The sequence below is a fragment of the Streptomyces sp. MMG1121 genome, assembly GCF_001280015.1.
Lineage (GTDB): Bacteria > Actinomycetota > Actinomycetes > Streptomycetales > Streptomycetaceae > Streptomyces.
Genome location: NZ_LGDV01000266.1, coordinates 1 through 9,818, shown reverse-complemented (window position 1 = coordinate 9,818; position 9,818 = coordinate 1). Strand labels below are relative to the sequence as shown.

Here is a 9,818-nt window from a genome sequence, read left to right as displayed (position 1 = left end):
CTCCTTGCGGATCGCCATCAGGCCGGGCATCTCGTGCTCGGCGAGAGTGATCTCCTTGCGGCCGAACTCGGCCAGGGAGAGGTCGGCGACCTTGAAGTCCTGTCGGTTGTCGACAGTCGTCATTGCGAGCTGCTCCTCGGTATCGGGGCGAGGTGGTGGGTACGGCTGGTCTGCGCGGTGGCGGACACAGGAGCCCGGGAAGAGGACACAGGCATGCCCGCGTACGCGCAGCGCAGTCCGTCGGAGGCCCTCTCTCCCTCGGTCGGTCCGCGTGGGACCTCCCGACCGCCATCAGCAGCGACGTCTGGCTCCGTCCCAAGCTACACCGGAGGACCGGATCGCCCCCAGTCCGCCTCCACGAGGTTCGTGCAGGCGAAAGCCGGTTTCGAGGGGCCGGGCGGGGGCAGAAGGGGGCGCGGCGGGGGCGCGAAAGCCCGGGAACGGGAGCCCATAGACCGGTATGAACAGGGACTTTTGCGTCTTTGGGCCGAGCGGCGGGTGCGGCAGGATGCAGGGGGCCGGGAGTTCCGGTCCGCGTTCGCGGGGTGCCTGGGACGGCGCCGCGCGCGGCAAAGGCGTTAGGAGATCGACGTGACCAGTCCGGCCGGACCTCCCTCCACGGGTGGCCGCGATGACGAGCGGCAGCGGGTGAAGCTGCTGGCGGTGACCGCCTGCCCGACCGGCATCGCGCACACCTACATGGCGGCGGAGAAGCTCGCGCAGGCCGCCGCGAGCCGTGGCATCGAGATGAAGGTGGAGACCCAGGGATCCATCGGGGCCGAGAACGTTCTGAATGACAACGATGTCAGAGGCGCGGACGGCATCATCGTCGCCGCCGACAAGGACGTGGACCTGAGCCGTTTCGCGGGCAAGCGCGTGCTGACGGTCGGGGTCGCCGAGGGCATCCACCATCCCGAGCAGCTGATCGAGCGGGTGCGGTCGGCGCCCGTGCACGCGCCGGGAGCGGGCGGTACCGCGGCCTCGGCCGCGGCCGACGGGGGCGGCAGGGAGCGGGGGCCGGTGTACAAGGCGCTGATGAACGGCGTGTCGTACATGATCCCGTTCGTGGTCGTCGGCGGTCTGCTGATCGCGGTCTCGCTGGCGCTCGGCGGTCATGCGACGGCGAAGGGCTATGTGATCCCGGACGGCACCTTCTGGGCGCACGTCAACGCGATCGGCGGGATCGGCTTCCAGCTGATGATCCCGATCCTGTCGGGCTACATCGCCTACGCGATCGCCGACCGGCCCGCGCTGGTGCCGGGCATGATCGGCGGCTGGATCGCGAACACCGGCGCGTTGTACGACTCCAAGGCCGGCGCGGGATTCATCGGCGCGATCGTGACCGGGTTCCTCGCCGGGTATCTGGTGCTGTGGATCAAGAAGGTCCGGGTGCCGAAGTTCGTGCAACCGATCATGCCGATCATCGTGATCCCGATCGTGGCGACGACCGCGCTCGGGCTGTTCTTCATCTATGTGATCGGCAAACCGATCTCCTGGGTGTTCGAGCATCTGACGAGCTGGCTCGGCGGGATGACCGGGACGAGCGCGATCCTGCTCGGTGCGATTCTGGGGCTGATGATCGCGTTCGACATGGGCGGGCCGGTGAACAAGACGGCGTTCCTGTTCGGCGCCGGGCTCATCGCGAGCGGCAACCAGACGGTGATGGGCATGTGCGCGGCCGCGATTCCGGTGATGCCGCTGGGGCAGGGGCTGGCCACGCTGATCCGACGGCGGCTGTACACCGAGCAGGAGCGGGAGACGGGTCTCGCGGCGCTGTTCATGGGGTGTTTCGGCATCTCGGAGGGCGCGATTCCGTTCGCGGCGGCCCGGCCGGCACAGGTGATCCCGGCCAACATGCTGGGCGGTGCGGTGGCCGGTGCGGTCGCGGGGCTGGCCGGGGTGAAGGACGCGGTGCCGCACGGGGGGCCGATCGTGGCGGTGCTGGGTGCGGTGAGCGGTGTGCCGATGTTCTTCGTCGCCGTGGTGATCGGTTCGGTGGTCACCGCGTTGACGACCGTGGCGTTGGTCGATGTGAGCGGACGTCGGGGGCGGGCCGTGCCGGTCGGTGCGGGGTCGGGGGCGATGGGGTCCGAGTTCCCGCCCGTGCCGCGATCGTCGGCGGGTGCGGGTCCTTCCGGTGACGGGGCGTCGCCCGCGGCGCGTCCAGGGGCCGTTGTGCCTGGACAGGTCGGGGAGGTCGACGCCGTGGGCCCGGAGGGCTCGGTGCTCGTCTCGGCGGACGGGGACGCTGCGGCTGAGGGCGATCGGTCCGAGGTGTTGTCGGGCTATCTCACCGAGCGGACCGTGAAGGGTGCTCTCGGCGCGGTGGCGAAGGAGGCCGCGATACGGGAGATGGCCGAGTTGCTGGGCCGTAGCGGCCGGGTCGCCGATGTGGACGAACTGGTGGCGACCGCGCTGCGGCGTGAGGAGCAGGGGACGACCGGGCTCGGTGAGGAGATCGCGATCCCGCACGCCAAGACGGACGCGGTGACCGCGCCGGTCGTCGGCTTCGCGCGGTCCGCCGAGGGGGTCGAGTGGGGGTCGCTGGACGGTACGAAGGCCCGGCTGGTCTTCATGATCGCCGTGCCGGAGGCAGCCGCGGGCGACGAGCATCTGCGGATCCTCGCGCTGCTGTCCCGCAAGCTGATGGATCCCGGCTTCCGCGAGCGGCTGCTGGCGGCGCCGGACGAGCGGGCGGTGCTCGGCGTGCTCGGTGAGGTCGGGTGAGCCGCCGGAGTTGACGGAGTGGGTGCGGGCCCCCGGCCGTTCGTCCCGGTGTCCCCCGGCTTCCCTGTTCGGGGGCCTGAGGGCCGGGGCCCGCATCCTCCGTCCCGGGCTGCCGCCTCCCTGGTCTCGCGGCACAGGGAGTTCACGAAGTGCCGCTATTCTCCGCGCCCTTGGATGAGGCGCTCGGGGAGGACGGGACATGGCGGGCAGCGGGCGGGGACGAGGGCTGGGGATATCGGCGCTCGTGGTGGGGCTGTCGGGTCTGGTGCTGGGCATCGGCACGGTCGGCTACGCGAACAGTGCCTACGGAACGGGCACGTTGCCGAGCGGCAGTATGTCACCGACGTACACAGCTGGGCAGCGGATCGTGTGGGAGAAGACCGACGGGAGCCAGGTGCGGCGCGGTGACGTCGTGGTGTTCTCGGCGCCGGAGCGGTACGCGTCCGGCGGGGTCGTGATGCAGCGCGTCATCGGGGTGGGCGGCGATCGCGTGGCCTGCTGCACGCGCCTGGGCTCCGCGGAGCGGGTCACCGTGAACGCCGAACCGCTCGAGGAGCCGTACGTCAGCGGCGGCGACGCCGACGGGCTGCACCGGTCGTACGACGTGAAGGTGCCCCGGGGGCGGCTGTTCCTGCTGGGCGACCGCCGTGACGACGTCGTGGACTCGCGCTTCTTCGCGTACGACCACGGCGGGACCGTGCCCGTGGACGCCGTGCGGGGCCGGGTGACGAACGCGCGGCCGGTGGCCCTTGTGCTGGGTACGGCCCTGCTCCTGGCCGTGGTGCTGGTCTTCACCGGCGTCGGGCTGGGGATCGGTTTCCTCGTCGTACGACGGCGGAAGGCGCCACCGGTGCCGATGGCGCCCTGGCCGGTGTCACCGATGGGGAGCTGAAGGAGTCAGTGGCCGGCCGCGTGCGGGTTCGGGCCGCCCGGGGTCGCCTCCGGGTCCGGGCCCTTGGCCGCCTCGGCCTCGCTGTAGATGTCCGGCTCCAGGTAGATGACGCGGGCGATGGGGACGGCGGCGCGGATACGTGCCTCGGCGGCGTTGATGGCGTTCGCGACCTCGGTAGCCGTGTCGTCGTGCTGGACGGCGATCTTGGCGGCGACGAGCAGCTCCTCGGGGCCGAGGTGGAGCGTGCGCATGTGGATGACGCCGGTGACGGTGTCGCCGTCGACGATCGCCGTCTCGATCTTCTTGACCTCCTCGACGCCGGCGGCCTCGCCGAGCAGCAGCGACTTGGTCTCGGCTGCCAGGACCAGGGCGATGCAGACGAGCAGGACACCGATGCACACGGTGCCGATGCCGTCCCAGACGCCGTCGCCGGTGGCCACGGAGAGACCGACGCCGAGCAGGGCGAGGACCAGACCGATGAGCGCGCCGAAGTCCTCCAGCAGGACGACGGGCAGCTCGGGCGCCTTGGCGCGGCGGATGAACTGCGCCCAGGACAGTCTGCCGCGCAGCTCGTTGGACTCCTTGATGGCCGTGCGGAACGAGAAGCCCTCGGCGACGACCGCGAAGACCAGCACGCCCACCGGCCAGTACCAGTTCTCCAGTTCGTGCGGGTGGCTGATCTTCTCGAAGCCCTCGTAGATGGCGAACATGCCGCCGATGGAGAAGAGCACGATCGAGACCAGGAAGGCGTAGATGAAGCGCTCGCGGCCGTAACCGAACGGGTGTTGTGGGGTGGCCTCGCGCTGTGCGCGCTTGCCACCGATCAGCAGCAGGAACTGGTTGCCGGAGTCGGCGAGCGAGTGGACGCCCTCGGCGAGCATCGAGGAGGAGCCGCTGAACGCGAACGCCACGAACTTCGATGCCGCGATCGCGAGATTGGCGCCGAGTGCCGCCACGATCGCCTTCGTACCGCCTGACGCGCTCATGTGTCCGCGTGTCCCTTCGCATCTGTCGCCCTCGTACGTCCCCGTACGTCCCTGCCGTCCAGGCGGGAGCCCGGCTTTGCCCGGCCTTTGCCGGTGGGCCATTGTTGCAGCCCGGCCGGGCCTCGCCGCGTCAGGTATCCACAACCCCGGTCATACGATCACAGTGGCACGGAAGACCGTTCCCGCGCCGGAGACCTCCGCCTTCTCGCCCGCCGGGACGAAGACCGACCGGCCCGGGCTCAGCTCGTGTTCGCCCGCGCGGACGGAACCGGCCGTGCACAGCAGGATCTGCGGGGTGTCGAGGGTGAGGTCGTGGGGATCGGCGCCCTCGGGGAGGACGTACCGGGAGAGGCGGAACTCGTCGATCGGCGTCTCGTAGACCTCCTCGCCGTCCGAAGAGGCCTCGGGGCGCAGCACACCCGGATCGCTCGCCTCGAAGCGGACGATGCGCAGCAGTTCGGGGACGTCGACGTGCTTGGGGGTCAGGCCGCAGCGCAGGACGTTGTCGGAGTTGGCCATGATCTCGACGCCGAGGCCGTTGAGGTAGGCGTGCGGGATGCCGGCGCCGAGGAACAGGGCCTCGCCGGGCTGCAGACGGACGTGGTTCAGGAGCATCGCGGCGATCACGCCCGGGTCGCCCGGGTAGTGGTGGGCGAGGTCGGCGTACGGCGCGTAGTCGCCGCCGAGGCGGGTGCAGGCGGCGGTGGCCTCGGCGACCGTGCGGGCCATCTCCTCGCGCTCGGCGCCGAGGATCGCGGTGAGGACCTCGCGCAGGGCCGCGTCCTCGGGGTGGGCGTGCAGCAGGTCGACGTACGGCTTGAGGGAGTCGACGCCGAGGCCGGCGAGCAGGTCGGCGGCCTGGACCGGGTCGCGGAAGCCGCACAGGCCGTCGAACTCCGTGAGCGCGCAGATCAGTTCGGGCTTGTGGTTGGCGTCCTTGTAGTTGCGGTGCGGAGCGTCGATCGGGACACCGCGGCGCTCCTCGTCGGCGTACCCCTCCTTGGCCTGCTCCAGGTCGGGGTGCACCTGGAGGGAGAGGGGGGCGCCGGCGGCGAGGATCTTCAGCAGGAACGGCAGGCGCGGGCCGAACTTCGCGACCGCCTCGGTGCCCAGCTCGCGCTCGGGGCCGGCGCCGATGACGTCGACGAGCGTCCCGCGCTCGGTGCGTGAGGGTGCGCCCGGGTGCGCGCCCATCCACATCTCCGCCTGCGGTTCACCGGTCGGCTCGACGCCGAGGAGGCGCGGGATGGCGGTGGGGGAACCCCAGGCGTAGGGGCGGACGGTGTTGTCGAGGCGGTCCATGTGTCTTCTCTGTCTCCGTACGTACGCGGCTCGGCCGGCGGCGGCCGCTGAGCCGTCGCCGTGCCGGTGGTGGGCGCGGATGGTCCGGCCCGCAGCCAGATCAGGCCCTGGAAGCGAGCGCCAGGTAAACGGCGGCGAAATCCGTGACGGCGATCAGTTCCGCGAGGGTCTCCAGTTCGCCGCCCTCCTCCGGTTCCAGTTCGCTGATCGGCGTGTCGTGGCTGAGGGCCAGGTCGCGGGCGGCGGGGGCGGCCGTGAGGCCGCCACTGATCGGGCGGTCGCGGAGCAGCACCACGCGCGCGTGCAGCGCGGGCGCCTCCTCCACGCGGTCGCGGAAGAAGGCGTCGGGGTCGGCGCTGGCGGCCAGCGGCCCGGCCAGCAGCGCGCTGTGCGCGGCGAGCGCCTCGGGGAGTTCGGCGACGAGCGCGGGGCGGCCGGCGAGTTCGGCGAGGGCGGCGGCGAAACGGTGCCCTGCGGGGCCCGCCGGGGTGCCTTCCGTCCACACCACGGGGAGCGCGTCGGCAAGTTCGGCGGCGAGGGTCTTGGCCGGGTTGCTGTACGTCGCGATGGCGGGGCCGCAGCGCTCGGCGATGCGGTCCAGCCGGTCGGCGACCTTCTCCAGCTCGTCGGGCGGGGCGCTGAGCAGGCCGATGCGGTCCAGCAGGGCCAGCAGCGGGGTGAGCAGCGCCCAGAAGACGCCCGAGGAGGACGCGGCGAGCGGCTCGTCCTGGTCGTACGGCGCTGTCGCCATCGGTACGAACAGGCCGTGCGCGCCGGCGACGGACTCGGCGAGCGGGGTGCGGGCCGGGGCCACGGCGACGACCGAGCAGCCGCGGCGGTAGGCCTGGTCGACGAGGAGGGAGAGGCTCGGTTCGGTGCCGTCCGGGGTGGTGATCAGGAGCAGGTCCACGGAACCGGCCCAGCCCGGCAGTTCCCAGCGCAGGGCGCCCGCGGCCGGGGCGACCCCGGCGGGGGCCAGGCGGACCACGGGGCTGCCGACGCCCGCCAGCGCGCCGATGAAATCGGCGGTGTGGGTGGGGGCGGCGCCGGGGCCGGCGATCAGGACGGCGCGCGGGCGGCCGTCGGGCTTGAGGTCGCCGATGCCGGCCTCGGCGGCGTGCCGGACGGCGGTGCGGACGCGGGCGCCGGCCTCGGCGGCACCGCGCAGCAGGCCTCGGCGATCGGCCTCGGCGAGGCCCTCCGGGGTGTCGAGCAGCGATTCGTCCAGCATGGGCGGCAGCCTCCGAGCGCCGGGGTCCTGTTGCTGTGGGTGGGGCGCCTCGGGTTACGCGGGGCGGCGGGCCTCGTCCACGAGGAGGACCGGGATGCCGTCGCGAACGGGGTACGCGAGGCCGCAGTCCTGACTCGTGCAGATCAGCTCGGTGTCCTGCTCCTTGAGGGCGGTGTGGCAGGCCGGGCAGGCGAGGATCTCCAGGAGGCCGGCTTCGAGCGGCATGGGGTGTGTCCCTTCGAGGCGGGGGTTGCTTCGGCCGTCAGCGTACCGCTGCCGGGCAGGCTGGGCCGGGCCGCAGGTGTCGTCCAGGGGGCGCCGCCCCCTGGGCCCCTGGCCTGCGGCCCGGCCACCACCCGACGCGGTCGGCTGCGAGGTCCTGATGCCAGGCCCTGATGTCAGGCCCTGATGATCGCCAGGGCCTCGTCCCTGATCTTCGTCATCGTGGCCTCGTCCTTCGCCTCGGCGTTCAGGCGGAGGAGCGGCTCCGTGTTGGAGGGGCGGACGTTGAACCACCAGTCGGCCGCGGCGACCGTGAGGCCGTCGAGGTCGTCGAGGGTGACGTCGGCGCGGCCCTCGTAGGCGGCGCGGATCGCGGCGAGGCGGGCGGACTGGTCGACGACCGTGGAGTTGATCTCGCCGGAGCCGGCGTAGCGGTCGTACTGGGCGACGAGGGCGGACAGCGGGCCCTGCTGGCCGCCGAGGGCGGCGAGGACGTGCAGGGCGGCCAGCATGCCCGTGTCGGCGTTCCAGAAGTCCTTGAAGTAGTAGTGGGCGGAGTGCTCGCCGCCGAAGATCGCGCCGGAGGTGGCCATCTCCGCCTTGATGAAGGAGTGGCCGACGCGGGTGCGGACCGGGGTGCCGCCGTTCTCCTTCACGACCTCCGGGACCGTGCGGGAGGTGATCAGGTTGTGGATGATCGTGCCCTTGCCGCCGTGCCGGGCCAGTTCGCGCGCGGCGACCAGGGCGGTGACCGCGGACGGTGAGACCGGGTCGCCGTTCTCGTCCACGACGAAGCAGCGGTCGGCGTCGCCGTCGAAGGCGATGCCGAGGTCGGCGCCCTCCAGCGGGACCCGCTTCTGCAGGTCCACGAGGTTGGCCGGGTCGAGCGGGTTGGCCTCGTGGTTCGGGAAGGTGCCGTCCAGCTCGAAGTACATCGGGACGAGGGTCAGGGGCAGGCCGGCGAAGACCGTGGGGACCGTGTGGCCGCCCATGCCGTTGCCGGCGTCGACCACGACCTTCAGGGGGCGGATGGAGGTCAGGTCGACGAGGGAGCGCAGGTGCGCCGCGTAATCCTCCAACGTCTCGCGCGAGGACAGCGTTCCCGGCTGCGCCACCGGCTCCGGGGCGCCCGACTGAAGCCACTGCTCGACCAGGTGGCGGATGTCGGCGAGGCCGGTGTCCTGGCCGACCGGGGCGGCGCCCGCGCGGCACAGCTTGATGCCGTTGTACTGGGCCGGGTTGTGGGAGGCCGTGAACATGGCGCCGGGCAGGTTCAGCGCGCCCGATGCGTAGTAGAGCTGATCCGTGGAGCACAGGCCGATCTCGGTGACGTCCACGCCGCGGTCCGCCGCGCCGCGCGCGAAGGCGCGGGACAGCCCGGGGGACGAAGGCCGCATGTCGTGGCCGACGACGATCGCCGCGGCTCCCGTCACCTGCGCGAAGGCGGCGCCGAAGAGTGCGGCCAGTGACTCGTCCCACTGGTCCGGGACCACTCCCCGTACGTCGTACGCCTTCACGATCTGCGACAGATCAGCCACGGCCAACCCTCCTGAAAGTCCTATGGGTGCCCACAAACTACCCGTCGGGGGTAAGGGCGAGGTGTGCGGACACCAGGTGGACGCTGAGACGTGACATGTGCGGCCGTGGATCCGGGGTGACGTGAGGCGGTTCGGCCGTCCGGCTCAGTTGTCCGGGGAGCGCAGGACCCGGAGATGGCCGCGGCGGGCGACCTCCATGGGGTCTGCCGTGCGGGCTCCGCCGCCTGCTCCGGCCGCGCGCTCCTGGGGGCGGGCCGCCTCGCGCACGGCGTTGGCAAGCGCTTCCAGATCGTCGCCGCTGGGCCGGGCCGGAGCGGAGCCGTCGAGCAGGCGTACGACCTCCCAGCCGCGGGGGGCGGTGAGGCGCTCGGAGTGCTCGGCGCACAGGTCGTAGCAGTGGGGTTCGGCGTAGGTGGCGAGCGGGCCGAGGACCGCGGTCGAGTCGGCGTAGACGTACGTCAGCGTCGCCACGGCGGGTCGGCCGCAGGCGGTGCGCGAACAGCGACGTACAGGGCTCACGACGTTGGACGGTACCGCACTCTTGAGCGGGCCGCGACGACTCTCCTCCAGGTCACTCCACCGTGTCGTGCTGTGAAACGCCCCACACACCCCTTCGGGGAGGCCCGGTTGACCTGCACGTACGGGTTCACGATGGATCTTGGGCAGGGTTCGATCCGGTCATGAGTCGGTACAAACACCGTCAATTGCCTTGAGTTCGGCGGTCTTGGAGGGTTACGGAAACGAGCCAGACGTTGGCCGGAATGGTCATCCTGGGACATGGAGGGCGATGCGGCCGAACGGAGCGGGGTGCGGCCGAACGGCGGCGGGCCGAACGGCGGGGCGATGACCGGGATGGCGGCCGGGGTGGCAAGGGGTTTCCGGCGGGGGGTTTCCGGCGCGGCGGCAGGGGGGCCTGGGGC

The 9,818-nt window shown here is 72.0% G+C and carries 9 protein-coding genes; 2 read left to right on the top strand and 7 right to left on the bottom strand.

The features are described from left to right. The coding region (locus ADK64_RS44635; protein WP_159046479.1) for an adenosylhomocysteinase at positions 1–123 on the bottom strand (123 nt) is incomplete at its 3' end. 468 nt (positions 124–591) lie between these two features. On the opposite strand from ADK64_RS44635, the gene ADK64_RS41945 reads away from it, so the two are divergent. Together ADK64_RS41945 and lepB are read left to right on the top strand one after the other, a co-directional pair. Then, complete coding sequence (locus tag ADK64_RS41945) at positions 592–2,727, top strand: fructose-specific PTS transporter subunit EIIC (RefSeq protein WP_053667522.1); 2,136 nt, start codon at positions 592–594, stop codon at positions 2,725–2,727. A 199-nt stretch (positions 2,728–2,926) separates the two neighbouring features. Then, entirely contained in the window at positions 2,927–3,619 is a 693-nt protein-coding gene (lepB, locus tag ADK64_RS41940; protein WP_078993169.1) for a signal peptidase I, read from the top strand. Between the two features lie 5 nt (positions 3,620–3,624). Here the strand turns inward: lepB and ADK64_RS41935 are convergent, their stop codons facing one another. The 6 genes from ADK64_RS41935 to ADK64_RS41915 all read right to left on the bottom strand — a co-directional run bounded on the left by ADK64_RS41935 (position 3,625) and on the right by ADK64_RS41915 (position 9,417). After that, positions 3,625–4,605: a cation diffusion facilitator family transporter gene (locus ADK64_RS41935; protein WP_053667521.1), complete on the bottom strand. Its 981-nt coding sequence runs from the start codon at positions 4,603–4,605 to the stop codon at positions 3,625–3,627. Between the two features lie 150 nt (positions 4,606–4,755). Next, on the bottom strand, positions 4,756–5,907 hold the full coding sequence (gene manA, locus ADK64_RS41930; RefSeq protein WP_053667520.1) for a mannose-6-phosphate isomerase, class I: 1,152 nt from the start codon (positions 5,905–5,907) through the stop codon (positions 4,756–4,758). A gap of 100 nt (positions 5,908–6,007) precedes the next feature. Next, positions 6,008–7,138 carry an SIS domain-containing protein gene (locus ADK64_RS41925; RefSeq protein ID WP_053667519.1) on the bottom strand — a complete coding sequence of 377 codons (1,131 nt, stop codon included), beginning with the start codon at positions 7,136–7,138 and terminating at the stop codon, positions 6,008–6,010. Between the two features lie 54 nt (positions 7,139–7,192). After that, positions 7,193–7,363: a Trm112 family protein gene (locus ADK64_RS44625; protein WP_078993168.1), complete on the bottom strand. Its 171-nt coding sequence runs from the start codon at positions 7,361–7,363 to the stop codon at positions 7,193–7,195. A 173-nt stretch (positions 7,364–7,536) separates the two neighbouring features. Next, positions 7,537–8,904 (bottom strand): phosphomannomutase/phosphoglucomutase, encoded by a 1,368-nt coding sequence (locus ADK64_RS41920; protein ID WP_199829860.1) that lies wholly within the window; start codon positions 8,902–8,904, stop codon positions 7,537–7,539. Positions 8,905–9,042: 138 nt separating this feature from the next. Beyond that, positions 9,043–9,417: a DUF3499 domain-containing protein gene (locus ADK64_RS41915; protein ID WP_053667517.1), complete on the bottom strand. Its 375-nt coding sequence runs from the start codon at positions 9,415–9,417 to the stop codon at positions 9,043–9,045. Positions 9,418–9,818: the final 401 nt, after the last annotated feature.